The sequence below is a fragment of the Plantibacter sp. RU18 genome, from assembly GCF_050613355.1.
GTDB lineage: Bacteria > Actinomycetota > Actinomycetes > Actinomycetales > Microbacteriaceae > Plantibacter.
In genome coordinates this window covers 2,187,353-2,213,004 of record NZ_CP159618.1, presented here as the reverse complement: position 1 = coordinate 2,213,004, position 25,652 = coordinate 2,187,353, and the positions used below count along the sequence as shown (strand labels likewise).

Sequence of the window (25,652 nt, the reverse complement as noted above, 5' to 3'; positions counted from 1 at the left end):
AGGTTCGCGCCGCTCCGGTGTTCCCTCAGGCTGTCGCTGGCATACTGGAGGAATGGCTACGACCGCAGGCTGGTACCCGCACCCCGACGACCCCACGAAGGAGCTGCACTTCGACGGCTTCGAATGGGGCGACTCCCGGGTACTGCGGTTCCAGCGCGACAAGCCCGCCCAGACCGAGGCCACGGGTTGGTACCCGCACCCGACCCAGGACGACACGCAGGTCCACTTCGACGGCCGCGCCTGGACCGACACCAGGGTCCTGCAGTTGACTGGATCCGTCGGCGCCGACGCCGCCGACGGTGACCGCACCGCGCCCGTCTACGTCTCCCCCGCCGAGCTCCCGGCGCCCGAACCGGAGAGCCGCACCTGGAGCATCGCGAAGGTGGCGCTGTCGTTCGGCCCGATCGCGATCATCGCGATCATCGGTCTGCTGGCGATCGTCGCCGGCGGCGGCGGCAACTAGCAGCGACAAACATCACAGGAGCTCCGCACCCGTATCAGGTCGCTCGGGGGCCAGCGCGGTGCGCTGATCCCGCCGCGGGCCGCTGACGCGAGCGCGGGCCTCCAGAGGGGTGCGCTCGCGCCAGAGGGGAGCGCTGGCACCGACACGAAAGCGCCCCACCCGGACAGGTGGGGCGCTCGTGCGAAGTACTACTTGGCTGCGACGGCCTCCGGAGCGGAGATCGATGACGCGAGCACCTCATCGAGGCCGAGCGAGGCCTCTTCGTCGCTCACTGCCTGTGCCAGCGCCAGCTCGGAGACGAGCACCTGACGGGCCTTCTGCAGCATGCGCTTCTCGCCGGCGGACACACCGCTGTCCTGGTCGCGACGCCACAGGTCGCGGACGACCTCGCCGACACGGTGGACGTTGCCACTGGCCATCTTCTCCTGGTTGGCCTTGTAGCGGCGCGACCAGTTGCCGGGCTCCTCGACGAACGGCTCGCGGAGCACGCCGTAGACGGCCTGGACACCATCGTGGTCGATGACATCACGGACACCGACGAGGTCGGCGTTCGCGATCGGCAGCTTGATGGTGAGCTCCGACGTGTGCACGCGAAGCGTCATGACGTCCTGCTCGACACCCTTGATCGTCACCTTCGACAACTCGGTGATGGTGACCGCTCCGTGGTGCGGGTAGACCAGGGTCTCTCCAACGATGAACTGCATGGTTCCTCTTCTCTTCTCAGGTCGTCACCGGCGCTCCCGCGCCGGATCGGTCGTGCTCCGGGCGGCTAGGCGCTCGGAATTCCAGGGCGTTCGTCGAGCAGCCACTCGGGCAGGAGCGCGACGAGTGCGTCGACGAGTTCGTCGTCGGACACGTCGATGCGGCCACGACGCCAGCCGTCGACGAGCGACAGTGTGCCACCGGCCACGTAAGCGGAGACGAGCTCGACCGGGATGCCGGCGGGTGCCTCCGCGTGTTCCAGCAGGGCGGCGATGAGCTGGTCTGCGTGCTCCCCGACCAGGTCATCGAAAGCACTGCGGGCGACGGGCAGCTCGAGCACGCTCGAGTACAGGGGCGCGTCTTCCAGGAGTTGGCCGACGAGACGTCGGTATGCCGCGCGAGCACGCTCGGCACTCCCCCAGGGCTCGTGGGCCGAACGCACGAGCGCGACCGGTGCGCCGAGCTCTGCGAACTGGCGGCGCAAGTAGGCGGCCGTGAGTTCGTCGAGGCTCGAGAAGTGCGCGTAGAAGGAGCTGCGACTGATGCCGGCGACCCGCACGATGTCGCCGACGGAGACGCGGTCGGGGCGGCCGGCGAGGATGGTGGCGACCGCGTCGAAGATCGTCGACCGCGTGCGCTCGGCTCGTGGATCTCCGGTGACGCGCAGCACAGGAGCCGGACGCTCGACGCGCGACGGCGGAGCTGTACGGCTGGACGAGTCCGCCTGGGCCGCAACGGGCCGACCGACGGTGGACTGCTCGGCACCGAGGGCGGGAACTCCTGATGTGCGAGGCATTCTGACAAGTATACCACGACTTCTCGGACAGCTGTCCGAGACAGCCGGGGCGCCAGTGTCAGCCGAAGGAGGCCTGGATCGCGACCGCAGCCGCTCCACGTGCCCAAGCGGCGAATCCGCTGTCGTCGAGCAGGACGCGTACGGGGGCCGCATCGACGTCACGGTCGGCTCGGACCGCCGTCAACACCCGGTCCAGGCGCCCCTCGATGAGCGCGAGCCCCTCGCCGGACAGGACGACCGTCTCGACCATGGCAAGGTTGGCGGATGCGGCGATCATGCGCCCGAGCGCACGCAAGGCAGCACCGACGACCTCCGCGGCGACGGGGTCGCCGGCGTCGGAGAGCGCCAGCAGCTCCTCGTAGCCGACCTCTCGGCCGAGGGCCGCTCCTGCCGTCGCGCGGAGGTGCGGGATGGCGAGCATGGCGCTCGAACAGCCCCGATGCCCGTCGCTGCACAGCGGGCCGGCAGGGTCCAGCGGGAAGTGCCCGCCGAGTCCGAGCCCGGTGTCAGCGGTGACGACCGGTCGATCGTGGATGACGAGACCGTACCCGACGCCCGCGCCGATCGTGATGACGGAGAAGTTCGCGACGCCCTTCGCCACTCCGAACCAGTGCTCGGCCGCGGTCAGCGCGACCACGTCGTTCTCGAGGACGACGGGCACGCCGAGCGCCCGCTCGAGCATCTCCCCGAGTTCCACATCATGCCAGTCGAGGAACGGCGCTCGGACGACCCGCCGCGCATCCGCCACCTTGCCCCCGACACTGACTCCGAGCGCCGAGACGCCGCCGACACCGCCCAGTCGCTCGACGAGGCGTACAGCCGCAGCGACGACCTGGTCTGGCGCGTGACCCCCGAGCGGCTCCACGGCGTCGGCGCCAGGATTCGCCCGGAGATCGGTACTCACACCGAACAGCTGATCTCCGGTGAGTTTCATGCCGAGGTACCGCTGAGCGTCGGTGCGCACATCGAGCGGCTTGGCCGGGCGACCGACGACCCGCTCCGCCGATTCCGGGCCGTCGACGAACAGGCCTGCGTCGAGATAGGGACGGCTCAGGCGAGTGAGGCTCGCCGGCGACAGGCCGAGGCGCCGCCCGAGTTCCGCACGGGAGAGCGGACCATGGATGAGGACCTCGCGCGCCAACTGCTTCGCCGGCGCGCCGCCCCCGGGGTCGATCTCCGCTCTGCGCATGGCCCGTTCCGTTCCCGCATCACGATCCCGCGCGCGTCATCCTTTCAGTATGGGCGATATTCCCCTGCAGCACCTGGCGTCCGCGGGCGGCCGCCAGCGGGTCTCGGCGGGCTCGACCGCCCGGCACGCCTCAGCCTGCTGGGTCGTGCGCGGCGTGATGCGAAGCTCGACCAAGTGAGCCGGGCGGCGGACGCCGCGCTGCAGGCGTCCGCCTCCCGGAAGATGCGCCCGGCGACGCCGGTAGCTAGCGGAGGATCTCGACGAGGAGCACCCAGGCGCTCACCACCGAACCCATGAAGACGAGGATGAACCCGGCGGCGACGGCGTAGAGGCCTGCGCTCGAACCGACGACGAGCATCACGCCGCCGAGCACGAACGGCACCATCTGCAGCACCGGCACCAGCGCCTTCACGATCCGAGTACTGCGTCGGCCGTACCCCTCGCGGAGGATGCGCCCGGCCGCGTCGATCGCGAAGCCCAGGGCGATGGCGCTGAGCACCAGCGTCTCGACGCCGAGCACGGACGCCGGCTGCCCCGGGATGAGTCCGGCCACCCCCACCACGACGATGAGCACGAGCGAGCTGATGGTCGCAGCCGCCCTCGCCGGCATGGATGGAATCGCGATGATCTTCGCGATGTTCACCGACATCGCCACGATGATGAGTCCGGCGAGCGCCGCTGCGGCTCCAGCGGTCGCGACGAAGAACTCGTTCCAGCCATCGGTCATGCGTTCCTCCGTCGTGGGGTTGGTGCGGCGAGCGCCGATGGTCTGCTTCGCCACCGGTCCCTGTTGCTCGTGTTTCTCCCAGAAAACCGGCACGAACTTCGCCCTGAACAGCCAGCTGGTGTCCACCGGTCGTCGGAGAGCAGGTGTTCGTCTTCGGTCGTGCGCGACGCATCGCACGACGATTCGAGGCTGAGCGTTCCGTTCCGAGGACGGGACTCGAGCGGGCCGCCTAGTGTCGCCTCGCCTCCCTGACCAGCAGCCATAGGAGGTACGCACCGCCGATGCAGACTGTCACGACACCGACGGGCAGTTGCACGGGTGCGAACGCACGCTGGGCGATGAGGGTCGCTGGCGAGGAGGAGCGTTGCTCCCATGACCGCGGACGGCAGGAGGCCAACCGATGCGGACGCGGTGAGTCGTCTGGCCAGCTGCGGTGCCGAGAGTGCGACGAAGGCGATCGGTCCGGCGGCTGCGGTGACGAGAGCGGTGAGGGCGACGCCGACGAACATCGCCACGAGTCTCGTCCGCTCGGCGCGGATGCCTGAGGCTCGTGCCGGATCGTCTCCGAGCTCGAGCATCCCGAGGCTTGGGGCGATGACGACGAGCACCGGGAGCAGGAGCACCATCGCGACGACGAGCGGTCCGACCTGCGTCCAGCCGACGGCGTTCAGACTGCCCGCACCCCAGACGGCCGCCGCCATCGCGTCACCGAGCTCGGCCTCCAGCAGCATCCAGGTGTTGAGGGAGGCGAGCGTCGCGCTCACGGCGATGCCGACGATGATGAGCCGGAAGCCCTGGACGCCGCGGCGATAGGCCAGCAGGAACACGAGGGCGGCCGTCGCGAGTCCACCGACCATCGCCCCTGCGGCTACGCTCCCGAAGCCGGTGGATCCGCTCCCGCCGAGCAGGAGCATCACGACGAGCGCGCCGGTGTACGCGCCGGTGTTGAAGCCGATGATGTCCGGGCTGCCGAGCGGATTGCGTGTGATCGATTGGAAGATCGCACCGCTGACGCCGAGCGCGCCGCCCAGGACGAGCGCTGCCACGACCCGCGGGAGGCGCCATTCGACGACGACCATCTGCTCGAGCGGGTCGGCACCGCCGGTCACTGCCAGGAGGATCTGGGGGACGGCGATCGGATAGTCGCCGAGTGCGAGGGCGGCGACACCACAGGCGAGGGCGACCGCCGCCAGTGCGAGGCACACGACGAGGGAGCGCACATCGATCAGCGCAGAGCCTCCTGCCACCCTGAGGACGACACGACGCCTGCCGAACAGCTCGACGGGCTCGCGCGTCCGAGCGTCGGGTCGCTCCACGAGGGCGCTCACAGGCCGCTCACCCGCTTGCCACGCACGAGCACGATGAGCACGGGCGCGCCGATGAACGCGGTGACGATGCCGACCTGCAGCTCTCCTGACGACATCACCACTCGACCCACGATGTCCGAGGCGAGGAGCAGTACCGGGGCGAGCACGATGGTGTAGGCGAGGATCCACCGCTGGTCGGGTCCGACGAACCAGCGCACGATGTGCGGCACCATGAGTCCGACGAAGCCGATCGGACCGGCCGCTGCAGTAGCCGCTCCGCAGAGCAGCGTCACCGCGACGATCACGAGCACTCGCGTTCGGCCGAGCCTGGCGCCGAGCGTTGCGGCGAGGTCGTCGCCCATGGCCACAGCGTTCAACGGCTTCGCCACGGCGAGCGCGATGACGACGCCGACGACGATGAAGGGAACGATGACCGCGAGGGTCTCCGGCGGTCGGTTGGCGATGTTCCCCGCACCCCAGTACCGCATGGCGTCGAACACCCGCGGTGCGAGCAGGGTGATGCCGGAGGACACCCCGCCGAGCACCGCTGCGAGCGCGATCCCCGCGAGGGTCAGGCGGACGGGCGTCGCGCCACCGCGCCCCGCCGAGCCGATGACGGAGACCAGCACGGTCGCGACGACCGCACCCAGGAAGGAGAACCACAGGTATTGGTGGATGCTCGTGATGCCGAGCAGGGCGACGGCGAGGACGACGGCGAAGCCTGCGCCGGCGTTCACCCCGAGGATTCCGGGATCGGCCAGCGGATTGCGGGTCAGGGCCTGGATGAGTGCACCCGACAGCCCGAGGGCCACACCGACCAGCACACCGAGGATCGTCCGCGGGAGCCGGAGTTCGAGCACGATCGATCCGTCATCGCCCACCGGAGCACCGAGGAGCGCGTGCCACACCGTCCCCGCGTCGATCGACTTCGAACCCACCATGAGGCTCAGCGCGATCACGACGATCAAGACGCAGACCGAGATGAGCAGACCGGTGGCACGGACGCCGTCCCGATGTGCGACGCCCCTCGCCAGCGGCTGCTCGAGGGACGTCCGCGCCTCACGCGTCACGGTCATGCCGGGCCGCCGACGCTCACAGCCCGAGGCGCTCGAGCTGGTCGTAGTACGCGTCGGTGATGGCCTCCTGGTCGGTACCGGGAGCATCCCAACCGTCCCAGAGCGCATCGATCTCCGCCCGAGTGACCTCATCGAGGCCGTTCCAGCGCTCCACCCAGCGCTCCTCGTCGACCGTCCAGTAGCCGACGGTCTTGTAGGCGGCGTTCGGGAGCTTCCGCACGTGGCGGAGTTCCTTGCGGATGCCGCGCATCACCGACGCCTCCCCAGCGAACCAGATGTAGCCCACGCCTTCGGGGATCGCGAGGTCTCGGACGACCTCGTCGAAGCAGGACGGACCATGCCCATTGCCGCCGACGACCCAGCTGATCTCGACACCCTCACCGGTCACGTCCTGGATCTCCGCCGCGCTTCCGACCTCCATCACCATTCGGGTGCGGACACCGGCGGGCGTCTGCTCCGCAATCCGGAAAGCAGCGGGGAGACCCGTGGCGTCGGCCAACAGGATCTGCCACTCGAGGTCGGCCGGCGGCGCGTACAGGCCGGTCGGCGAGCTGATGCCGATCACGTTGCCGACCGCGGCGGCCAGCGCCCAGCTCGCCGCCACTCCACCCTCGTGCACGACGAAGTCGATGTCGACCGTCCCAGCGCCGTGGTCGACCGAACGGACCGTGTAGGTGCGCATCTGCGCGGGTGTCACGCCTTCTTTGAACGCCCAGCTCTCCCCCGTCGAATACGGCAGTACCGGTTCGGCATCCTGCTCCACCGGGAAGAACAGGCGCACGTACTCGTCGCCGATCCCGCTCGTCGGATACCGGGAGACGCCGTCGCCCCCGAAGGTGACCCGGACCATGCCTGGGGTGAGGGGGCGCACGGCGGTGACGACCGCGCGGTGGATGCTGAAGACCATGAGGAACCTGTCGTCGGGGTGGAAGGAGGGCTGTGGCTGTGTTGGGCGAATGCGCTGGCGGGACCTCGCCCGCACAGATCAGGGATGCGGAACGATCAGTGCTGTGGGACGAGCGCCTGCTCGACGACGTCGAGGAACGCCATCTGGCCGCTCGGCGAGCCGTAGATCATCTCCAGGTCGTGGGTGAAGACCTGTTCGTTCTGGATGAACGGGAGCTGATTCCACACCGTGTTGGCGGCGAGCGCAGCGAAGGGGTCGCTGCCTGCCGCGACGTCTTCCGGCGTGCCGGTCGTGAAGACGACGTCGAGGTCGCTCAGCTGGTCGAGTTGCTCGAGGCTCAGGGTGGTGCCGTCGTGACTGTCGGCGATCGGCAGGATGGTGAGTCCGAGGTCGCGGAACACGAGGCAGGGGACGCCGTAGCAGCTGACGTTGATCTCGCCGTCGACTTCTCCGATGGGTGCGACCACCGGTGACAGCTCCGCAGCGGCGAGCTCTGCCTTGACCTCGTCGATGCGGGCCTGATAGCGCTCCGTCCACGCGTCGTGCTCGTCCATGCGGTCGAGCGCTTCGGCGACCGTCTTGAACGTGACACGCCAGTCGGGGTCCGCGAATGCGTCGATGCTGTACGTCGGAGCGATCGCCGGCAGCCGCTCGACGGCTTCGGCGTCGTACCCGAGCCCGTTGAGGATGAAGTCGGGCTGCGCGTTCAGGACGGCCTCGTAGTTGTAGTCGGGGAAGTTCGCGAAGGTCTCGACGTCGTCGACCTCGGCCGGGAAGAACGCCGGGAACCCGTCGTAGCCCTCACCTCGGATGGGCTGCGAGTCGGCGAGCGGGATGTCGAGTGTCACGAGGATGTCGACGTCGGTGGTGTAAAAGCCGAGGGCCTTGTGCGGGTCGACCGGGATCGCGACCTCACCGAACTGGCTGTCGACAGTGCGCATCGCCGTCCCGGTCGAGCTTCCGGCGCTCGCGCTGGAACACCCGGTGAGCGCGAGCGCTGCACTGACACTGAGCGCCAGGCCCGCGATGAGACGACGACGGGGGCTGGGGGCGGTTCGGGGCATGGTTCTCCCTCGGCGCCACAGGTGGCGCGATTCATGGTGGGGCCGGCGGCGCTGTGCGGACCGGGGGTTCGGGGCGGTATGCGTCCCGGTATCGTCCGGCGGCGAGGCCGCTCAAAGTGAGCTTTGCCTAGCCTAAGTAAGGTCGCGCCCGGAGTCGAGATACCCGATGCCGCGGACCGGACGCCTCGTGTCGCCGGACGGCCAGGACGATTCGAGGTAGCGCCCCGGCGTGTGTCCCATGATGCGGCGGAACGCCTGCACGAAGGCACTCGGCGTGCGGTAGCCGACAGTCCGGGCGACAGTACCGACCGGCGTTCCCGAGGAGAGCAGCCCGACGGCGACACGCATGCGCGCGTGGATCCGCCACTGCTCGAAGGTCATCCCCGTCTCGCGCCCGAACAACCGCGAGAGGTTCCTCACGCTGCTGCCGACGACCCGCCCCCAGTCCTCCAGGGAACGGGTGTCCGCCGGATGGTCGACGAGATGCCGACAGATGGTCGCGAGGCGTTCGTCATCCGGTACGGGGAGGCCGACAGCCTGCTCCTCGGCGGGTTCCAGCATGCCGATCACGAGCTCTTCGGCCGCACGGCGAAGCGGCGGCTCCATCGCCTGGTCATGCATGTGGTGCAGCAGTTCGCGCACGAGCGGGCTGATCCCGACGGCGCTCGTGCGGTCGAGTCCATGGCCGACAGCTGCGTCGACGAAGGTGCACGAGAACCGCGTCCGGGCGGCCGACCGGACGGCGTGCACGGTTCCGGCGGGGATCCAGAGTCCCATGAGCGACGGTACGGCGAACAAGCCTTCGGAGGTCTCGACCGACACCGCACCGTCCGTACCCCACAGGAGCTCGTGGTGCGTGTGCGAGTGCGGCGACCACGAACCGGCCTCGGCCAGGTGGAAACGCCCGGTGCTGACTCGTGGCTCGGAGGAGGTGTACCCCTCCGGATCGGACGCATCGCGCGCGGGCGCATCGAGGGTCGGGGCGATCGACATCGCGAGGACACCTTCCGTCAGCAAGTAAGGACACCCTTACCTTAGCAGTCGGCCGCTGCCCTCAGACGATCCAGGCCGTCGACGGCGGTCAGGCCGACGCGCCGGGTCCCGCGATGTTCACCAACCAGGTGATCCCGAACGGGTCCTTGAGCATGCCGAAGGAGTCGCCCCATGGCGCCACCATCAGCGGTTGGAGCACCGTGCCACCGGCGGACAGCTCGCCGAAATACCCGGTCAGCTGCGCCTCGTCGTCGTTCGAGCCGCTGAGCGACATGGAGAAGTTGCTGCCTTCGGCGTAATCCATGTGCTTCGGGGTGTCGGAACCCATGAAGACGACTCCGGCGTCGCCCGTCAGCTGCGCGTGCATCACGAGGTCGACCTCGTCAGGCTCGACGCTCGCCTGGAAGTCGCCGAAGGTCGATATCGTGAGCTCACCGCCGAAGACGCCCTGGTAGAACTCCATCGCCTCGCGGGCATTGCCACGGAAGCCGAGGTAGGGGTTGAGCGTCGTCATGATGATCCCTTTCGTCGTCGCCGCGCCCGTGTGCACGCGTGCCTCGACCATTGTCGACCCGCTGCACTTCCGCGCGCGAGACCCAATCGTGAGGCTCGCTGCGGCGTCGGAGACCACCCCCTCCGACTAGGCTCGTCTGGTGCCTCTGGAACCCCGACCCCTGCGGATCGCCATGATCTCGCTCCACACCTCCCCCGGCGACGAGCCCGGCTCGGGCGACGCCGGCGGGATGAACGTCGTGGTGCGCCACCAGGCCATCGCGATGGGTGCCGCAGGCCACGAGGTCGACATCATCACGAGGCGCTCCTCGCCCAGCCAGCCCGCCTCGATGGCACTCGCACCGGGCGTTACGCTGCGCTTCCTGGACGCCGGCCCGGCCGAGCCGGTCGCGAAGGGCCGTCATGAGGAGTTCGTCGACGCGTTCCGCGCCGAGCTCGCCACCCTCGGCCGGTACGACGTCCTGCACTCGCACCATTGGTTCTCCGGCATGGCCGCCCTCCCGCTCGCCCGCGATCAGCGGGTACCGCACGTGCAGAGCTTCCACAGCATCGCCGCGGAGTCGAGCACGCCCCTGTCCCACGGTGAACGCGCCGAGTCCCCCGGTCGTCTCGCGGGCGAGGCGTTCCTTGCACGCGAATCCGACGCTGTCGTCGCGATCAGCGCGGCCGAGGCGGACACCACGATCACGCGCCTCGGAGGCAGCCCGGACCGCGTCTCGATCGTGCCGCCCGGCGTCGACGGCGACCTCTTCCACCCGATGACGGGTGCCAGGAGCGTTCGCTCCGGACGCGCCAGCGCGGTCGTGGCAGGACGACTCCACCCGCTCAAAGGGTTCGACCTCGCCATCGAGACGATCGCCGCAGTGCCGGCCCGGCTGCGACCGGAACTGGTGATCGCCGGCGACGTCTCGGTGGACTACGACCGGTACGCGGAGGAGCTTGCTGCCCATGCCCGAGAGCTGGGTGTCGCGGACGACGTCCGGTTCGTCGGTCCGCAGTCTCGAGCAGACCTCGCCGCACTGTTCCGCGAAAGCGTCCTCGTACTCGTACCCTCGCACTCGGAGACCTACGGACTGGTCGCGCTCGAAGCGGCAGCCAGCGGCACACCGACGGTGGTCGCCGCTTCGGGTGGACTCCGCGAGGCCGTCGCCGACGGCGAGACCGGCATCGTCCTCGACTCCCGGGATCCTGCGGTCTGGGGCGAGGCCGTCGCCGGGCTCCTCGCCGACCCCGAGCGGATCGACCGGTTCGCACAGGCCGCTCGCGCACGCGCCGAACACTTCGACTGGCAGCGTTCCGGCGAGTCGCTCGTGGCCGTCTACCACTCCCTGCTCGGGCCGTCCGCGCCGGCGCAGCATCCCGCGACGGCGACGCCGGCATCGTGACCGAAGCCACGGACGCGGGCCCGATCACCGACGGCACCCGGACCATCCTGTTCGCGCACGCGCATCCCGACGACGAGACACTGGCGTCCGGAGCGCTCATCGCCGAACTCGCCGCTCGCGGCATCCGGATCATCCTGGTGACTGCGACCCGTGGCGAACGCGGCGAAGTCGTCCCGGGTCCACTCAGCGGCCTGGTGGGAACCGATGCACTCGCGGCACATCGTGAGGTGGAACTCGCCGCCGCGTGCCGGGTCCTCGGCGTCGCGGAGCAACACTGGCTCGGTGTGGCGCCCGCCGCGCGGCCGGGCACGGCCACGAGATATGTCGATTCCGGCATGCGCTGGATCCACGACGGCCTCGCCGGTCCCGCCGACGACGTGTCCCCCGGCGCGTTCTCGCTCGCACCCCTCGACGACGTCGCGGCCGACCTCGCCGCACTCATCGGGGCGGTGCGGCCCGACCTCCTGGTGAGCTACGACCACGGCGGCGGGTACGGGCACCCCGACCACCTTCGCATGCACGAGGCCGCCCATGCGGCGGCCCGGCTCACCGGCGTGCCGTTCGCAGAGCTGGTGCACGACCGTTCTGCGCTCGAAGCGACAGCCGAGCACCCGACGACCGACGAGTGGTTCGCCCTGGAGCACCGGCTACCGCAGGTCGCGTCCGCGCTCGCTGCGCACCGGAGCCAGCTGACGGTCGACGGCGCACAACTCGTCCATTCCGGTGGTCAGCGCGAGGACATCACCACCTCGGTGGGTCTGCGCCTCACCGGCCCCGATGCGCAGCACCCCTAGACCGCGGCGGAGGGTGCAACCGTCCTCGCACGCGGCTCCTTCGGCATCCGCGCTGCGAGCACCGGGACGAGCAGCATGAGGACGACAGCCGAGCCGAAGGCCGCCGGGAACGAGAACGCGTCGAGGAGCGCGCCCGCGACGAGTGGACCGACGATCGCGCCGAGATCGGCCGTCGCCTGGAAGACGGCGACCGCCCGACCTCCCCGCCCGCCCGCGGCATCGCCCACCGCGGCCGCAGGAGCGGTGCCGAGGAACGCCGCAGCCACCCCGTAGACGCACAGCACGATGATCAGCATCCACAGCTCGCCGACGAACGGCATGGCCAACAGCGCAAGTGCCGCGATCGGGAAGGCCACCAGCATCGCGGGGCGTCGCCCGACGGTGTCGACGAACCGCCCCGCCGGCACGAGTGCGAGCGTCTGCGCGACGGCGGCGATCGCGAAGGCGATGCCGGTCCAGCTCGCCTCCCGATGCAACGACTCCACGACGAGCACGGGGACGAGCGCCCCGCGCACCCCCATGGACGCCCACCCCGTCGCGAAGTTCGCGAGCAGCGCCGCCTGGTACCGACGGTCGCGCAGCACGACGCGGAACAGCTCGGGCGCTCGCGGCTCGTCGTCCGGTGAGGCGACGAGGCTCCTCCGCAGCATCACGAGCCCGAGGGTGCCCGCCACCGCGAGGGTTCCGGCGTAGAAGAAGAACGGCGCGGTGAGCGAGATCGTCGCGAGGAGTCCGCCGATCGCCGGGCCCGCCATGCCGCCGACGAGGAACCCGCCCTGGTAGAAGCCGACCGCCCGCCCTCTGCGATGCGGCATCGTCGTCCGCAGGAGCAGCGTCATGGCGGCGACCGAGAACATCGCCGAACCGATCCCGCCGACACCGCGGAGCAGGAGCAGCTGCGGATAGTCCGCGGCGAGACCGACGAAGGCGCTGGAGACCGCGACGATGCCGATCCCGCTGGCGAGCACCACGCGTTCACCGAGGCGGTCGACAAGCATGCCGACGAACGGATTCGCGATGAGGCGCATGAGTGCGAACACCGATACCACTGCGCCGACTTCGAGGTACCCGACCCCGAAGCTCCGGACGTACACGGGCAACACGGGGATGACGACGCCGAACCCGAGCATCACGAAGAACGCGACGCCACCGAGCACGAGCACCTCGCGGCCGAGCGGCTCACGAACAACGGCTCCCCTCCCGTCGTGGCGACGGAAGGGGAGCCGATTCATCTGTTCAGGATATCCCGCTGGGACTAGCCGATCGTCGCAGTGTCGATGACGAAGCGGTAGCGCACGTCGCTGCGGACGACACGGTCGTACGCACCCTCGACCTCGTCCGCGCCGATGAGCTCGATCTCGGAGCCGATGCCGTGCTCGGCACAGAAGTCGAGCATCTCCTGCGTCTCGCGGATGCCGCCGATGTTCGAGCCGGCGAGCGAACGACGGCCGCCGACGAGCGAGAAGACCCGGAAGTCCTGCTTGTTCTCGGGCAGACCGACGAACACCATCGAGCCGTTCAGCTTCAGGGTCGCGAGATAGGCGTCGATGTCGAGGTCGGCGGAGACCGTGTTGATGATGAGGTCGAAGCGGCCGCGGAGCGACTTCAGCGTGCCCTCCTCGCCGGTGGCGTAGTAGTGGTCCGCACCGAAACGCTCACCGTCGGCCTGCTTCGACGTCGTCTGGCTGAGCACGGTGACCTCGGCGCCCAGCGCGTGCGCGATCTTCACACCCATGTGGCCGAGGCCGCCCATGCCGACGATGGCGACCTGTTTGCCGGGGCCCGCCCCCCAGTGCTTGAGCGGCGAGTAGGTGGTGATGCCTGCGCAGAGCAGCGGCGCGGCGACATCGAGCTCGATGCCCTCCGGGATGCTGAGGACGTAGTTCTCATCGGCGACGATCTGCTTGCTGTATCCGCCGAAGGTGGGCTCACCGTCGTATTCGCGGCCGTTGTAGGTCGCGACGTTGCCCTTCAGACAGAACTGCTCCTCACCGGCGAGACAGTTCTCGCACTCGCGACAGGAGTCCACGAAACAGCCGATGCCGACCCGGTCACCGACGCGGTGCTTCGTGACACCATCGCCGACCTCGGTGACGATGCCGGCGATCTCGTGACCGGGGACCATCGGGAAGATGGCCTTGCCCCATTCCTCGCGGGCCTGGTGGATGTCGCTGTGGCAGATGCCGGCGAACTGCACGTCGATGACGACGTCGTTCGTGCGCGGTGCACGACGCTCGATGGTGCCGACCTCGAAGGGGGCGTCGGCAGTGGGCTTGATGATGGCGGCGACAGTGGTCACAGTGCTCCTCGAGGTGTGGGTTGGAGGGTGCGGTGCCGGGCGGGTACCCGCGACATCGGCACGAACGACGCTAGCAGCCGCACACGCCGTTCGGTCCCCGAGCGTGCCAAGCTGGACATCCGTCGGCGAGTGTGGGACCGCCGGCCACGAGGGAGGAACACGGCAGTGAGCGCGGAGGCACCCTTCCCCGAGTGGTTCGTCGAACGGTTCGCGGACTACTGGCAGACGAGCGGAGCCTCGCGCATCGAGGGCAGGATCGCGGGGTATCTCCTCGTGAGCGACACCACCGGTGTCACCGCTGATGAACTCGCCGAGACGCTGGGCGCGAGCCGCGGCTCGGTGTCCACCTACACGCGACGCCTGGTCGAACGGGGGTTCGTGCGGCGCATCCGTCATGTCGGCGACCGAGCCCACTACTTCGTCATGGCTGCAGACGTCTGGGGCGGGTTCCTTGCGAATGAGCACGACTACCTGGAGCAGCAGCGCCGGCTCGCGGAGGACGCGCTGACCCAGACGACGCCCGGGACGCCGTCGCATGAACGCGTACGCAACATGCGTGACTACATGGCATGGATCATCGACAACCGCAGTCTCAGCAGCGAGTGGGAGCGGTTCAAGCGGGAGCGTGACGCCGCGCAGAGCCCCGAGACCCCCTGACGGCGGATCAGACCCGCCCGAGGCGCCATTCGCGGATGAGCAGGAACCCGAGGTAGATGCCGCCGACTCCCGCCGTGAGCACGCCCACCGGCAGGCCGTCCGCCCACGGGCTCTGCTGGACGACGAGATCGGCCGTGACCATGATCGCCGCACCGACGAGCGCTGAGGCGACGAGGTTCGGCCCGGCCGTCCGCGTCGCTCGACGGGCGATCTGCGGCGCGGTGAGCGCGACGAAGGCGATCGGGCCCGCTGCCGTGACAGCACCGGCTGCCGCGACGACCGACAGCAGGATGGCGATCGTCCGTGTCCGGATCGCGCGGGCGCCGAGCGCGTCGGTCGCGTCGTCGCCGAGTTCGATGAGACGCAGCTCGCCGCCCAGCGCGCCCGCGACGGGGAGCACGACGGCGATCGTGACGGCGAGCACGGCGACGTCGTTCCAGTCGGTCGCGTTCAAGGAGCCTGCGAGCGCCGCGGCGAGCTGAGAGGCCTGGTCCCGGAGCCCGATGCTGACGACGTACTGCGTGACCGCCGCGGCCATGGCGGCGACGCCGATACCGGCGATGATGACCCTGGACGGTGAGGCGAAGCCCCGGCCGGTCGCCAGATGCACCAGGGCGATTGCGATCACCGCGCCGCCGAGCGCACCGAGCGGCGTCGGGACGAGTCCGTTCCAGAGCAGGGTGGTGACCGCGACACCGGCTCCGGCTCCGGCTCCGAGCCCGATGACGTCCGGGCTGCCGAGCGGGTTGCGCGTCACCGTCTGGAACAGCGTCCCCGCGATACCGAGCGCGGCTCCGACGCCGATGGCGGTGAGCAGCCGAGGTCCGCGGAGCCGTTCGAGGACGAACGCGGTGGTGCCGTCCGGCGGAACGATGATCGCGGTCAACAGCTCACCGAAGGCGATGCCGAGGCGGCCCATCGTGAGGGTGGCCGCGCCCGCCACGATGATGAGCGCGACGACGAGGAGACAGACGACGACCGAGCGGCGACGCACGGGCAGCGCGATGAGGCCGCCGAGCCGCAGCACCCGCGTGTGGGGCAGCTGCGTCGCCGTCGGCTCCGTCCGCTCTCGGATCCCGACGCCGGTCATGAGCGCGTCGCCCAGCCGCGACGAACGGCGTAGAGCAGCACGGGCGCGCCGACGAACGCCGTGACCACGCCGACCATGAGTTCCTCCGGTCGCGCGATCACCCGTCCGACGATGTCGGCGGCGATGAGCAGGGTCGCACCGAGCAGGACCGCGACGGGGAGCGCTGCCCGGTGGTCGGCTCCGACGAGCGAGCGAACGAGGTGCGGAACGGCGAGACCGACGAACGCGATGGGCCCGACGGCCGCCGTGGCGGCGGCGCTGAGGAGGCCGGCCGCGAGGATGCCGGTGGCTCGGACGAGCTGGACCCGGACGCCGAGCGACGCTGCCACCTCGTCGCCGAGTGCAAGGGTGTTGAGGCCGCCGGCGAGCACGACTGCGAGGATCATGCCGACGGCGAGGACGGGCAGGATCGAGACGATCGTGTTGAAGCCGCGTCCGGCGAGCGCACCGATGACCCAGTGCCGGTACGAATCGAACACCGTCGGCATCGTGAGCGTCATCGCCTGGATGTATGCGCCGAGGACGGCCGCGACGACCGCCCCGGTCAGGACGAGCGGCACGGCGCTGCCGCCGGCGCCGCGTCCGCCGATCGCGTAGACGGCGATGACGGTCACCAGCGCGCCGGGCAACGCGACCCAGACGGTTGCAGCGCCACCGGTGAACCCGAAGAACGCGGTCGCGGTGACGACCGCTGCGGAGGCGCCCACGGTGACGCCGAGGAGGCCGGGGTCACCGAGCGGGTTCCGGGTGATGCCCTGGATGATGACGCCGGCGACGGCGAGTGCCGCTCCGACGAGCGCGCCGAGGACGGTGCGCGGGATCCGGCTGTCGACGACGGTCCGCAGGTAGTCGTCTCCCCCGCCGGTGAGCACCTGCCAGACATCGCCGATTCCGGTCGCCTTGCTCCCGGCGACCAGGCCGACCGCTGCGACCAGGACGAACACGGCCGCCGAGCCGAGGATGACGAGCGTCGTCCGGCCGGGCTTCGCGACGGCGGGCAGCGCACGCCGGGCGTCGGACGCCGTGGCACCCGTCGCCTCTCGGGCTCCGCGCCCGCCGTCGCGTGTCATCGCCGGCCCCGTCCTGCCCTGGTCGTCCTCGTCCTACCGGTCCAGCTTGGCGATCGCGTCATCGATCAGCGGCGCGTAGCGCTCGAGCGACCACGGCACGGTGAGCGGGTTGATGATCGAGGATCCGGTCACGAAAGGCTGGTCGGTGGGAGCGACGACCGAGCCGCGGCCGATCGCCGGGATCGCGTTGTACAACGGCTGTGCCTCGATCTCCGTGCGGTTGGCCTCATCGGAGTAGAAGGTGAAGATGAGGTCGGAGTCCTTCAGGAGGTCGCCGTTCTCGAGGCCGACGACGGCGGAGTCGGTGCCCTCGGTCTCCTCGAGCGTGTTCGCGACCGGATCGACCTGCAGGCCGAGTGCGCGCACCATGGCGACGCGCTGCTCCTCGGGGAAGAAGACGCCGAGGGTGCCGGGTCCGGTGTTGTAGATGAAGGAGAACGAGACGTCCTGGTACGCCGGGTGGGCCGCAGTGGCCTCGGCGAACTGGTCCTCGATGCCGTCGATGAGGCCGTCCACCTCATCGGACTTGCCCATCGCCTCACCGATGACGCTCATCTGGTCCTTCCACGTGATCGTCCAGGGCGACTCCTCGTAGGCGACCGTCGGGGCGATGTCGGTGAGGACGTCGTACTGCTCCTGGCTGACACCGGACCACGGAGCGAGGATCAGATCGGGCTCGAGCTCGATGATGGCCTCGATGTCGAGTTCAGTCCCGCCCGTGAACTGCTCGGGCAGTTCCGCACCCTCCTCCGTCACGGCGTCGTGGATCCACGGCAGGTAACCGGTGTCGTCGCTGCCCCAGGGGTATTCCTCGACACCCACCGGGATGGTGCCGAGCGCGATGACCGTCTCCGCTGAGCCCATGCCGAGCGTCACGATGCGCTCCGGCTGCTCGGTGATGACGGCTTCGCCGAGCGCGTGCTCGATCGTGACGGGCGCGAAATCACCGGAGCCTGCACCGGCGGAGTCCGCGCTGGCGCTGCACCCGCTGAGGACGAGGCCGGCGGCGACGAGGCCGATGATCGGTGCGCGACGGCGGCTGGGCGTGCGGAACAGGGCATGGACCATGACGGTGCCTTTCGTGGGAGGGGTGCAGAACTTAGCGCAGCCTCACCTTACCCAACTTTCAAATGCCTTGAAAGTTGACCCCGCACGATCGGGTCACCGTCCGATGCGCTGCAGCAGTCTGGTCATCGGCGCATCGAGGGCGTACGCGACGAATGCGATCGATCCGAGCCAGGGGGCGACGGCGAGGGTGACGACTCCCAGGACGACCGCGCTCAGCGATCCCGCCCGGGACAGCCGCCGCTCCTCGTCCGACATGTCGTCGAGCAGCGCGCTCCCCCGCCGCGAGGCCCAGAGCCACTGCAGGTAGCCGATCAGGACGACGAAGAGGAAGTTGATCGGCAGCACGACCCGCCCGAGCCACACATCGGAGTAGTCGGCGTTGATCGTCGTGGTGAACGGGATCACCACGATCCCGAGGAGCCGCAGCGTGTTGAGGATCGTGAGCACCCCGTCGACCCGCACGATGTGCTCGAACTGGGTCACATGGATCGACCACAGCAGGCAGAGCAACAGGAAGCTCACCGCGAAGCTGAGGAAGGAGCTGCTCATGCCCGACAACGACGCCCACAGGTCCCCGCTCGATGCGACCTTCCCGATGTCGTTGACCGTCAGATCGAGGACCAGCAGCGTCGCGGCGATCGCGAAGACCCCGTCGGTGAAGGCCTCCAGCCGCCTCGTGGAGACCGTTCCGCGACCCACCCTGCGGAACGGCATACCGGCGCTCGAGGACGGCTGATCGTCGTTCGTCATGTCCGCAGCCTAGCGACCGGCGACGCTCCGGCGACAGGACCCGACGGCGCTCCGACGCGCCCGGGCAAGGTGTGAATCCCTGCAGAGTTCCTTGGCAGTTCCCGCAGAGGATCGCCTCTCGGGTGGCATCCGGCGGCGAAGGCGAGCAAGGTGGGGAACTCGTATTCGCGAACGGAATGGAGAACACCATGCTCACCCTGACCGAGAACGCCGGCCGTGTCGTCAAGACCCTCGCCGAGAACGCACCGCTGACTCCTGGGCTCGTCGTCCCGGATGACGCCTCCTCCCTCACCCAGGGCGCCGGGCTGCGCATCAGCAGCTCCGACGAGAACGGGTTCGAGGTGACCATGACCGCGACGCCTCACGAGGCGGACCAGGTGATCGAGAGCGCAGGGGCCACCGTGTTCCTCGAGGAGTCCGCAGCGGTCGCGCTGAGCGACGCGGTCCTCGACGCGCAGATCGACGAGCAGGGCGGAGTCCGCTTCGCCCTCGGCAAGGCTGAATAGCCGAGCCACAGCATGATCGCGCCCTCGCGGCGCAGCGACATCAGCACGACGGGCCGCCCGGTGATCGACGATCGCCGGGCGGCCTCGCGCGTGCGGCCTACTCCTGCTGCTTCGCCCGGCTCGGCTGCACCCGTGGTGGCTCGCCCGGCATCTTCGGGAAGTCCGGCGGGAACGGCAGCTCACCGAGCCCGCCCTCGAGGTCTCGAGCCCACCAGTCGAGCAGTGTGTCGATACGACCTGGCTCCTCGTGCATCCTCGCCCAGGGGTCGCCGACCCTCCGCAGCCGCTCGGGCACGCTCCGCACGGTGAATGCTCCCGGGTCGAGCTCCGGCAGTTCCTCCCAGGTGACGGGGCACGACACCGTCGCGGCGGCCAACGCACGAGGGCTGTAGGCTCCGGCCATCGTCCGATCGCGGTTCGCCTGGTTGTAATCGACGAAGATGCGCTCACCACGTTCCTCCTTCCACCAGGAGGTCGTCACCCGCTCGGGATCGCGACGTTCCAGTTCTCGAGCAGCAGCGATCACCGCGTGCCGGACGTCGAGGAACTCGTGCTCGGGCAGGATCGGCGCGAACACGTGGACACCGCGGTTGCCCGAGGTCTTCACGAACCCCGTCAGGCCGACTTCCGTCAACAGCTCGCGCAGCGCACCGGCCACCCGCACTGCGTCGGCGAACCCGGTCCCCGGTTGCGGGTCGAGGTCGATGCGGAGCTCGTCAGGCCGGTCGGTGTCGGACGCGAGCGACGGCCAGGGGTGGAACACGACGGTGTTCATCTGCGCCGCCCAGACGACGGCGGCGGCGGCCTCGTCGAGCACGAGCTGCGGATGCGTCCGACCACTCGGATAGACGACGTCGACGGCCCTGACGTAGTCGGGGGCTCCCTTCGGCGGGTTTTTCGAGAAGAACTGCTCGCCGTCGATTCCCCCGGGGAAGCGCTGCAGCGACACCGGGCGGCCCCCGTTGGCGGCGAGGAAGGCGGGAGCGACCTCGATGAAGTACTCGGCGAGCTCCCGCTTGGTGATGCCGGATTCCGACCAGAGCACGCGTTCGGGGCTCGAGAGTCGCACCTCACGATCGCCGTCTGGTCCGGGAATCGTGAGGATGATCGCAGTACTGGCCATGGCGGGAACGGTACGCGCCTTGGGCACGCCTGTCAGGAGGGTGGCGGGCGGGCTCGACGACGAGTAGACAGGACTCGATCCGTTCCACGGGCTCGCCGCCCGTCCATCCGTCAGGAGCCCCCATGCGCGACGTCCACGCCTCCCTCTTCCAGTCCGTCGACGGCGTCGTCGAATCGCCGAACCTCTGGCAGTTCGACAACTTCGACCCTGAGATGGGCGCGATGATGACCGAGGCCATCGCCCCGATCGACGACGTCCTCCTCGGGCGGGTGAGCTACGAGGAGTGGAGCGGGTACTGGCCGACCGCCGCAGCCGACGATCCGTTCGGATCCTTCATCAATCCGGTCCGGAAGCATGTCGCGTCGCGCTCGCTCACGGGTGCGCTCGCCTGGCAGAACTCGACGATCATCGTCGGCGAGCTGGAGACCTTCGTCGACGACCTCAAGCGGCAGGAGGGCGGTCGCATCGCCGTGCAGGGCAGCATCTCCGTCGTGCGGCAGCTGCTGTTCGCAGGTCTCCTCAACCGTCTCACGCTCATGATCCACCCCGTCGTCGCAGGTGCCGGTAAGCACCTCTTCGAACCGGGCGACCCGGTCACCCGCCTCGAGCTCGTGGACAGCGTCCGCACGAGTTCGGGTAACGTGCTCTCCACCTACGCCAAACACGGCTGACGACGCCGTGCGCACTGCGCCGCCGGCGAGATCGGCCGAGTACGGCCACCACGCCGAAGCGCCCGCCTTCCCGATGATCGGGACGGCGGGCGCTTCGTGTCCGTCGGCAGCTACCCGAGGTGCACGGCCTGGTGGTCGCCTGTGGGAAGCAGGTCTTCCTTGCGACCGCGGATGAACACGACGGCGATGACGCTCGCGAGGACGAGGCCGATCGCAGCGGCCATGAACGCCGCCGAATAGCCGTCGGTGAACGCCGTCAGCTGCGATGCCTTGTCGGTCACGGTGGCCGCGCCGGCGACCCCGGCGTAGACGGTCGTGAACACTGAGAGGCCGATGGAGCCACCGATCTGCATGGCCGCGTTGGCGGTCGCAGAGGCCGCGCCGGCATCGTGGGGTGCGACGCCGGTCAGCGCGAGGTTCTGCATCGGTACGAAGATCATGGCCATGCCGACGCCGAGCACGAGCAGCGCCGGGAGGACCTGGACGAAGTAGTCACCGTCCGGCGTGATGCGGCTGAGGTAGACGAGAGCCGCTGCAGCGATGAGCGGTCCGACGATGAGCAGCGGCCGCGGCCCGATGGCCGGGAGCAGCTTCGTGGCGATCGGAGCGACGATCATGATCGCGACCGTCATCGGGAGCGTCGCGATCCCAGCCTCGAGCGGCGGGAATCCGAGCACGATCTGGAGGTGGAAGGTCAGGTACAACAGGGCGCCGATCATGACGCTGCCGACGATCATCTGCATGAGGAACGCACCGCCGCGGACGCGGTTCGCGACGATCCGGAGCGGCAGCAACGGCTGGGCGACGCGCATCTCGATGAACACGAACAGTGACAGGAGCCCGGCACCGAGGGCGAGGAACCCGATGGTGTCCGGCGAGCCCCAGCCGCCTTCCGCGAGCGTGAAGCCGTACACGAGCGAGCCGAGTCCGAGGATGACGGTGATCGCTCCGAGCCAGTCGTAGCGGTTGTCTCCTTCGGACTTGCTCTCGGTCACGAGGATGAGGCCCGCGATGAGGCCGACGATCACGAACGGCACGTTGACGAGCAGGCACCAGCGCCAGTCGACGAACTCGGTGAGTACCCCGCCGAGGATCAAGCCGACTGCTGCACCGGCGCCGGCGACCGTGCCGAACACGGCGAACGCCGTGTTGCGGTCCCGACCATGCGTGAAGGTCACGGTCAGCAGCGCGAGCGCCGCCGGAGCCATGAGCGCCGCGAACACACCCTGCAGACCCCGCGCGAGGATGAGCTCGGTGCCGCTCTGCGCGAAACCACCGAATGCGGACGCTGCGCCGAAGCCGACCATGCCGACGAGGTACGTGCGCTTACGACCCCAGTAGTCGGCGATGCGTCCACCGAGCAGCAGGAGTGCGCCGAAGGCGAGGGCGTAGGCCGTGACGACCCACTGCCGCTGCGTGTCGGAGAGATCGAGCTCGGTCTGGGCCGCCGGGAGCGCGATGTTGACGATGGTGCCGTCGAGCACGACGATGAGCTGCGTCATCGCGAGGACGACGAGCACCCACCATCTCCGGCCGGACGGCGTCGATGAGGATGAGGTGGGAACTGATGCAGTAGCTGCGGACGCAGACACAGGAGACCTCCGTGAGGGGTGCGGGTGCCAGGGGTTTCCAGCCCCGGATCGATGCTCGACGCTCATGCAGGTGCATCATGATGCGGACGCTTCGACCACTCCAACCACGAAGTCGGACAGAGGGCCAGTCTAGCCGAGCGGGATCTGGTTCCGGTCGCCTTCGAGACGAACATCCTTCCGCGATGACGTTTCGGGCGGCTCATGCCGCTGCGACCATCTCCAGCACGGCATCGGGTCGCTCCACGGCGGCGAAGTGTCCTGCCCCGGGCAACACACGCACCTGCAGGTCAGGGATGAGCGCGGCGAGGATGACTCCGTCGTCGCGACCCACGAACACGTCGCGGTCGCCGCTGATGGATCGCACCGGACACGCGATCGAGCGCCAGGCATGCAGGTCGTACGTGCCGGCCGCTCGGGTCGCCGCGAGGAACGACGCGGGACGGACCTCGTCCGCGAGCGCATCCACGACGGATTGGGACAGCTCGCGGCGCCGGCCGAACAGCGGTGACAGCAACGGAGCGAGGGCTCCGACGCGGTTCAACCCCCGCAGGAGCGTGTGCGCACCTCGGCCCATCGCTGCGAGGCCGCGCATGCCGAGGAGCATGCCCGCGAACCAGGGCAGCCGGAGTCCGCCGCTCACCGGCTGACGGATCGCGTCGACGACGGCCGCGCCTGTCGCCGAGACGAGGTCCACCCGGATCGTCGCCTCCGGCTCCCGCACGGCGAGGTCGAGGGCCACGAACCCACCGAGGGAGTGGCCCACGACGCGCCACGAGCGATAGCCGAGTGCCCGAGCGGCCGCGGCCACCGCCTCGGACAGGTCGCTCACCGAGATGCTTCGGCGGGAGGGGACGGGCGATTCGCCCCAACCCGGGAGATCCACGGCGATGACGTCGTCGACGACACCGCCGCCCGCATCATCGGCCCGGAGCAGTGGCGACCAGGTCGACCAGGATCCGGCTGCGCCGTGGAGCAGGATCGTCGCCGGCCCGCCGGATTCACGACCCGCACGCACGACGATCGGCCCGAGCGCGGTGTCGACGACCTCGCGTCGCAGACCGAGCGCCGTCCCGTCGACGGAGATCGTCGAGGACGCGGCGGCGTGCGGTTCGTGGTCCGGAGCGGTGTGACCCATACCGGACGTTCGGAGGAGACGGCCCGCTCGGATCGGTCGGACGTTGCTCGCCCGATGCAACCCCCAGCAGTCTCACCGCGGTGCAACTACCGTGGTCTAATGCCCGACAATGCACGAGACGCAGCCGACGAAGCCGCCGGAACCGCTCGAGACAGCACGACCCTCCGATTCCTCGCCCGCACCGGCCATGCCGTGAACGGCCTGCTCCACATCCTCATCGGCGGCATCGCGATCTCCATCGCCGTCTCGGCACTCGGCGGCGGATCGACGGGCGGTGGTTCGAACGACGCCGACCAGTCGGGTGCGCTCCAGACCCTCGCCGGCACGCCAGGCGGCATCGTCGTGATCTGGGTCGTCGCCGTCGGTCTCTTCGCGCTCGCCATCTGGAACCTCATCGCCGCGTTCCTCGTCCGCAACTCGGAGACGCGGAAGCGTTGGAGCCAACGGTTCACGAAGGTCAGCATCGCCGTCGCCTACATCACCGTCGGCAGCACCGCGCTGGTGTTCGCGCTCGGCGGCAGCACCGACTCCTCCCAGGCGAGCCAGGGCGTCACCGCGACGCTGCTGTCGTCGCCCGGAGGCGTGTTCGTCGTCATCGCGATCGGCCTCGTCATCATCGGGGTCGGAGGCTTCTTCGTCTTCAAGGGTGTCACGCAGAAGTTCCTGGAGGACATCGCTCCTCCCTCTGGAGGGGCAAAGCGCACCGTCGTGGCCGTCGGCGTCGTCGGGTGGGTCGCGAAGGGCGTCGCGCTCGTCGTCGTCGGCATCCTGTTCATCGTCGCGGCCGCGACCCACGACCCCGACAAGGCCTCCGGCATGGACGGTGCACTCACCGCCCTCGCGGCGCTGCCGTTCGGGGTGTTCATCCTGTTCGTCATCGGCGTCGGCCTCATCGCCTACGGACTGTTCTGCGGCGCCCGTGCGCGCTGGGGCCGGATGTGAGCCGGCGCACGATCAGCCGCGGAACACGCTCCCGTGCGTCGCCGACACTCGTGCCAGCAGCTGTTCGAGGTGTGAGCGACTAGCCGCCCTCGCCTGCTCTGGATCGGCGCCTCTGATCGCTTCGAACAGCGCCTCGTGAGAGGCGTGGTCGACCGGTGTCGACGGTGCAGGGGCGATGCGCAGCGTCTCGATCATCGCCGGCCGCAGCCGGGGGACGAGGCTGTCGAACAGCTCGATGAGCACGTCGTTGTGCGCACTCACGACGACCGAGTGATGGAAGGCGGTGTCGGCGTCGACCTGGTCGTCGACGGACGCATCGAGCAGGGCAGCGCGTTCGCCGAGCGCTCGGCGCATCGCCCGCACGTCGGTAGCCGTCCGGCGTGCAGCGGCGAGGGCGGCGGCCTCGGTCTCGATGGCGATGCGGGTCTCGATGATCGACACGATGCCGGCCCGGCGCAGCACCGCGTCCCAGTCCTCGACGTCGTCGAGCGAGATGACGAAGACGCCTGATCCTTGCCGACTCTCGAGGATGCCGCGCCCCGCGAGCTGACGGATCGCCTCGCGCACGGTCGACCGGCCGACACCCAACTGCGCTGCGAGCGTCGTCTCGCCGGGGAGCCGATGCCCCAGCGGCCACTCCCCCGCACCGATGCGTCCGAGCAACGCGTCGGCCGCCTGATCCGCCAGGGGGTGTCTGCGCAACGTGGTCATCATGTCCTCTCACACCTCAGCTTGTCTGAGGAGTTCAGGTGTCATAGTGTATCCATCATGTTGTGGAACGCACTGCTTCTCGGTCGCCACGGCGGGGCTTGATCCGATCGGCTCCCCGCCGT

At 69.4% G+C, this 25,652-nt stretch carries 26 protein-coding genes and 1 pseudogene; 7 read left to right on the top strand and 20 right to left on the bottom strand.

Annotated features, from left to right (window positions below):
• The first annotated feature begins 52 nt into the window (after positions 1-52).
• Positions 53-463, top strand: coding sequence for a hypothetical protein (locus ABMA10_RS10660; protein ID WP_347866664.1), 411 nt, complete (start codon positions 53-55; stop codon positions 461-463).
• A gap of 188 nt (positions 464-651) precedes the next feature.
• Here the strand turns inward: ABMA10_RS10660 and ABMA10_RS10655 are convergent, their stop codons facing one another.
• From ABMA10_RS10655 to ABMA10_RS10610, 10 genes and pseudogenes are all read right to left on the bottom strand, one after another.
• Complete coding sequence (locus tag ABMA10_RS10655; RefSeq protein WP_347866665.1) at positions 652-1,167, bottom strand: CarD family transcriptional regulator; 516 nt, start codon at positions 1,165-1,167, stop codon at positions 652-654.
• A 65-nt stretch (positions 1,168-1,232) separates the two neighbouring features.
• Positions 1,233-1,961: a TetR/AcrR family transcriptional regulator gene (locus tag ABMA10_RS10650; protein WP_347866666.1), complete on the bottom strand. Its 729-nt coding sequence runs from the start codon at positions 1,959-1,961 to the stop codon at positions 1,233-1,235.
• A 58-nt stretch (positions 1,962-2,019) separates the two neighbouring features.
• The gene (locus tag ABMA10_RS10645) at positions 2,020-3,150 is read right to left on the bottom strand and encodes an ROK family transcriptional regulator (protein ID WP_347866667.1); all 1,131 of its coding nucleotides are present in this window, start codon (positions 3,148-3,150) and stop codon (positions 2,020-2,022) included.
• A 244-nt stretch (positions 3,151-3,394) separates the two neighbouring features.
• Positions 3,395-3,931 (bottom strand): hypothetical protein, encoded by a 537-nt coding sequence (locus ABMA10_RS10640; RefSeq protein ID WP_414693587.1) that lies wholly within the window; start codon positions 3,929-3,931, stop codon positions 3,395-3,397.
• 175 nt (positions 3,932-4,106) lie between these two features.
• Positions 4,107-5,193, bottom strand: a pseudogene (locus ABMA10_RS10635) (FecCD family ABC transporter permease).
• Positions 5,194-5,201: 8 nt separating this feature from the next.
• The gene (locus tag ABMA10_RS10630; RefSeq protein ID WP_347866670.1) at positions 5,202-6,260 is read right to left on the bottom strand and encodes a Fe(3+)-siderophore ABC transporter permease; all 1,059 of its coding nucleotides are present in this window, start codon (positions 6,258-6,260) and stop codon (positions 5,202-5,204) included.
• 16 nt (positions 6,261-6,276) lie between these two features.
• Positions 6,277-7,167 carry a siderophore-interacting protein gene (locus ABMA10_RS10625; protein ID WP_431031484.1) on the bottom strand — a complete coding sequence of 297 codons (891 nt, stop codon included), beginning with the start codon at positions 7,165-7,167 and terminating at the stop codon, positions 6,277-6,279.
• A gap of 95 nt (positions 7,168-7,262) precedes the next feature.
• Positions 7,263-8,231: an ABC transporter substrate-binding protein gene (locus ABMA10_RS10620; protein ID WP_347866672.1), complete on the bottom strand. Its 969-nt coding sequence runs from the start codon at positions 8,229-8,231 to the stop codon at positions 7,263-7,265.
• 132 nt (positions 8,232-8,363) lie between these two features.
• Entirely contained in the window at positions 8,364-9,224 is an 861-nt protein-coding gene (locus tag ABMA10_RS10615) for a helix-turn-helix domain-containing protein (RefSeq protein ID WP_347866673.1), read from the bottom strand.
• Between the two features lie 88 nt (positions 9,225-9,312).
• Positions 9,313-9,789 carry a VOC family protein gene (locus ABMA10_RS10610; protein ID WP_347866674.1) on the bottom strand — a complete coding sequence of 159 codons (477 nt, stop codon included), beginning with the start codon at positions 9,787-9,789 and terminating at the stop codon, positions 9,313-9,315.
• Between the two features lie 88 nt (positions 9,790-9,877).
• On the opposite strand from ABMA10_RS10610, the gene ABMA10_RS10605 reads away from it, so the two are divergent.
• Together ABMA10_RS10605 and ABMA10_RS10600 are read left to right on the top strand one after the other, a co-directional pair.
• Entirely contained in the window at positions 9,878-11,122 is a 1,245-nt protein-coding gene (locus ABMA10_RS10605; RefSeq protein WP_347866675.1) for a glycosyltransferase, read from the top strand.
• Entirely contained in the window at positions 11,119-11,916 is a 798-nt protein-coding gene (locus tag ABMA10_RS10600; protein ID WP_347866676.1) for a PIG-L family deacetylase, read from the top strand. The genes ABMA10_RS10605 and ABMA10_RS10600 overlap by 4 nt, the downstream gene beginning before the upstream one ends.
• Here ABMA10_RS10600 and ABMA10_RS10595 read toward each other — a convergent pair.
• The gene (locus ABMA10_RS10595; RefSeq protein ID WP_347866677.1) at positions 11,913-13,148 is read right to left on the bottom strand and encodes an MFS transporter; all 1,236 of its coding nucleotides are present in this window, start codon (positions 13,146-13,148) and stop codon (positions 11,913-11,915) included. The two genes, ABMA10_RS10600 and ABMA10_RS10595, sit on opposite strands and share 4 nt — an antisense overlap.
• 23 nt (positions 13,149-13,171) lie before the next feature.
• Complete coding sequence (locus ABMA10_RS10590; protein WP_347866678.1) at positions 13,172-14,215, bottom strand: NAD(P)-dependent alcohol dehydrogenase; 1,044 nt, start codon at positions 14,213-14,215, stop codon at positions 13,172-13,174.
• Positions 14,216-14,380: 165 nt separating this feature from the next.
• Here ABMA10_RS10590 and ABMA10_RS10585 point away from each other — a divergent pair, with 165 nt between their 5' ends.
• Positions 14,381-14,872 carry a GbsR/MarR family transcriptional regulator gene (locus ABMA10_RS10585; protein WP_347866679.1) on the top strand — a complete coding sequence of 164 codons (492 nt, stop codon included), beginning with the start codon at positions 14,381-14,383 and terminating at the stop codon, positions 14,870-14,872.
• 7 nt (positions 14,873-14,879) lie between these two features.
• Here the strand turns inward: ABMA10_RS10585 and ABMA10_RS10580 are convergent, their stop codons facing one another.
• The 4 genes from ABMA10_RS10580 to ABMA10_RS10565 form a co-directional block, all read right to left on the bottom strand.
• On the bottom strand, positions 14,880-15,962 hold the full coding sequence (locus ABMA10_RS10580; protein ID WP_347866680.1) for a FecCD family ABC transporter permease: 1,083 nt from the start codon (positions 15,960-15,962) through the stop codon (positions 14,880-14,882).
• Entirely contained in the window at positions 15,959-17,032 is a 1,074-nt protein-coding gene (locus ABMA10_RS10575; protein ID WP_347866681.1) for a FecCD family ABC transporter permease, read from the bottom strand. Before ABMA10_RS10575 ends, ABMA10_RS10580 begins: the two co-directional genes overlap by 4 nt.
• A gap of 33 nt (positions 17,033-17,065) precedes the next feature.
• Entirely contained in the window at positions 17,066-18,100 is a 1,035-nt protein-coding gene (locus tag ABMA10_RS10570) for an iron-siderophore ABC transporter substrate-binding protein (protein WP_347866682.1), read from the bottom strand.
• Positions 18,101-18,193: 93 nt separating this feature from the next.
• Positions 18,194-18,850 (bottom strand): TMEM175 family protein, encoded by a 657-nt coding sequence (locus tag ABMA10_RS10565; protein WP_347866683.1) that lies wholly within the window; start codon positions 18,848-18,850, stop codon positions 18,194-18,196.
• Between the two features lie 188 nt (positions 18,851-19,038).
• On the opposite strand from ABMA10_RS10565, the gene ABMA10_RS10560 reads away from it, so the two are divergent.
• Positions 19,039-19,356: a Fe-S cluster assembly protein HesB gene (locus ABMA10_RS10560; RefSeq protein ID WP_347866684.1), complete on the top strand. Its 318-nt coding sequence runs from the start codon at positions 19,039-19,041 to the stop codon at positions 19,354-19,356.
• Between the two features lie 97 nt (positions 19,357-19,453).
• On the opposite strand, the gene ligD is transcribed toward ABMA10_RS10560, so the two are convergent.
• Positions 19,454-20,479, bottom strand: a complete 1,026-nt coding sequence (ligD, locus tag ABMA10_RS10555; protein ID WP_347866685.1) for a non-homologous end-joining DNA ligase — start codon at positions 20,477-20,479, stop codon at positions 19,454-19,456.
• A 122-nt stretch (positions 20,480-20,601) separates the two neighbouring features.
• Between ligD and ABMA10_RS10550 the strand changes: the two genes are divergently transcribed.
• Entirely contained in the window at positions 20,602-21,150 is a 549-nt protein-coding gene (locus ABMA10_RS10550; RefSeq protein ID WP_431031483.1) for a dihydrofolate reductase family protein, read from the top strand.
• Positions 21,151-21,260: 110 nt separating this feature from the next.
• Here the strand turns inward: ABMA10_RS10550 and ABMA10_RS10545 are convergent, their stop codons facing one another.
• On the bottom strand, positions 21,261-22,670 hold the full coding sequence (locus ABMA10_RS10545) for an MFS transporter (protein WP_347866687.1): 1,410 nt from the start codon (positions 22,668-22,670) through the stop codon (positions 21,261-21,263).
• 271 nt (positions 22,671-22,941) lie between these two features.
• Complete coding sequence (locus ABMA10_RS10540; protein ID WP_347866688.1) at positions 22,942-23,877, bottom strand: alpha/beta fold hydrolase; 936 nt, start codon at positions 23,875-23,877, stop codon at positions 22,942-22,944.
• Positions 23,878-23,976: 99 nt separating this feature from the next.
• Between ABMA10_RS10540 and ABMA10_RS10535 the strand changes: the two genes are divergently transcribed.
• Complete coding sequence (locus tag ABMA10_RS10535) at positions 23,977-24,819, top strand: DUF1206 domain-containing protein (RefSeq protein ID WP_431031482.1); 843 nt, start codon at positions 23,977-23,979, stop codon at positions 24,817-24,819.
• 12 nt (positions 24,820-24,831) lie between these two features.
• Here the strand turns inward: ABMA10_RS10535 and ABMA10_RS10530 are convergent, their stop codons facing one another.
• Positions 24,832-25,533, bottom strand: coding sequence for a FadR/GntR family transcriptional regulator (locus ABMA10_RS10530; RefSeq protein ID WP_347866690.1), 702 nt, complete (start codon positions 25,531-25,533; stop codon positions 24,832-24,834).
• Positions 25,534-25,652: the final 119 nt, after the last annotated feature.

Coding starts and splice junctions, on each gene's coding strand:
- ABMA10_RS10580 (WP_347866680.1), bottom strand. CDS start 15,962: ATGACCGGCGTCGGGATCCGAGAGCGGACGGAGCCGACGGCGACGCAG.
- ABMA10_RS10540 (WP_347866688.1), bottom strand. CDS start 23,877: ATGGGTCACACCGCTCCGGACCACGAACCGCACGCCGCCGCGTCCTCG.
- ABMA10_RS10660 (WP_347866664.1), top strand. CDS start 53: ATGGCTACGACCGCAGGCTGGTACCCGCACCCCGACGACCCCACGAAG.
- ABMA10_RS10535 (WP_431031482.1), top strand. CDS start 23,977: ATGCCCGACAATGCACGAGACGCAGCCGACGAAGCCGCCGGAACCGCT.
- ABMA10_RS10560 (WP_347866684.1), top strand. CDS start 19,039: ATGCTCACCCTGACCGAGAACGCCGGCCGTGTCGTCAAGACCCTCGCC.
- ABMA10_RS10645 (WP_347866667.1), bottom strand. CDS start 3,150: ATGCGCAGAGCGGAGATCGACCCCGGGGGCGGCGCGCCGGCGAAGCAG.
- ABMA10_RS10565 (WP_347866683.1), bottom strand. CDS start 18,850: ATGACGAACGACGATCAGCCGTCCTCGAGCGCCGGTATGCCGTTCCGC.
- ABMA10_RS10615 (WP_347866673.1), bottom strand. CDS start 9,224: ATGTCGATCGCCCCGACCCTCGATGCGCCCGCGCGCGATGCGTCCGAT.
- ABMA10_RS10625 (WP_431031484.1), bottom strand. CDS start 7,167: ATGGTCTTCAGCATCCACCGCGCGGTCGTCACCGCCGTGCGCCCCCTC.
- ABMA10_RS10575 (WP_347866681.1), bottom strand. CDS start 17,032: ATGACACGCGACGGCGGGCGCGGAGCCCGAGAGGCGACGGGTGCCACG.
- ABMA10_RS10570 (WP_347866682.1), bottom strand. CDS start 18,100: ATGGTCCATGCCCTGTTCCGCACGCCCAGCCGCCGTCGCGCACCGATC.
- ABMA10_RS10630 (WP_347866670.1), bottom strand. CDS start 6,260: ATGACCGTGACGCGTGAGGCGCGGACGTCCCTCGAGCAGCCGCTGGCG.
- ABMA10_RS10620 (WP_347866672.1), bottom strand. CDS start 8,231: ATGCCCCGAACCGCCCCCAGCCCCCGTCGTCGTCTCATCGCGGGCCTG.
- ligD (WP_347866685.1), bottom strand. CDS start 20,479: ATGGCCAGTACTGCGATCATCCTCACGATTCCCGGACCAGACGGCGAT.
- ABMA10_RS10595 (WP_347866677.1), bottom strand. CDS start 13,148: ATGAATCGGCTCCCCTTCCGTCGCCACGACGGGAGGGGAGCCGTTGTT.
- ABMA10_RS10655 (WP_347866665.1), bottom strand. CDS start 1,167: ATGCAGTTCATCGTTGGAGAGACCCTGGTCTACCCGCACCACGGAGCG.
- ABMA10_RS10530 (WP_347866690.1), bottom strand. CDS start 25,533: ATGATGACCACGTTGCGCAGACACCCCCTGGCGGATCAGGCGGCCGAC.
- ABMA10_RS10610 (WP_347866674.1), bottom strand. CDS start 9,789: ATGGTCGAGGCACGCGTGCACACGGGCGCGGCGACGACGAAAGGGATC.
- ABMA10_RS10550 (WP_431031483.1), top strand. CDS start 20,602: ATGCGCGACGTCCACGCCTCCCTCTTCCAGTCCGTCGACGGCGTCGTC.
- ABMA10_RS10650 (WP_347866666.1), bottom strand. CDS start 1,961: ATGCCTCGCACATCAGGAGTTCCCGCCCTCGGTGCCGAGCAGTCCACC.